This is a genomic window from Paenibacillus sp. An7 (assembly GCF_009870785.1).
Taxonomy (GTDB): Bacteria; Bacillota; Bacilli; order Paenibacillales; family Paenibacillaceae; genus Paenibacillus.
On the sequence record NZ_WTWX01000106.1, the window covers coordinates 1 to 266 of the forward strand.

Annotated in this window: 1 tRNA gene; it reads left to right on the forward strand. The window is 50.0% G+C overall.

The window, feature by feature from the left end:
• Window positions 1-126: 126 nt before the first annotated feature.
• A tRNA-Met gene (locus tag GQY27_RS21340) sits at window positions 127-203 on the forward strand.
• The last annotated feature ends 63 nt before the right edge of the window (window positions 204-266 follow it).

Here is a 266-nt window from a genome sequence, read left to right on the forward strand (position 1 = left end):
TGCTAAGGGGTTAGACTGCGTAAGCGGTGCGAGGGTTCGAATCCCTCTCTCTCCGCCACTAAATTTCTTCTTGATTTTCTTAATCAAGTATGATAATATAGTACAAGTTGTGTGATAAATAATTATGGCGGCGTAGCTCAGCTGGCTAGAGCGTACGGTTCATACCCGTGAGGTCGGGGGTTCGATCCCCTCCGCCGCTACCATAATTCCCTGGAGATTTAGCTCAGCTGGGAGAGCATCTGCCTTACAAGCAGAGGGTCGGGGGT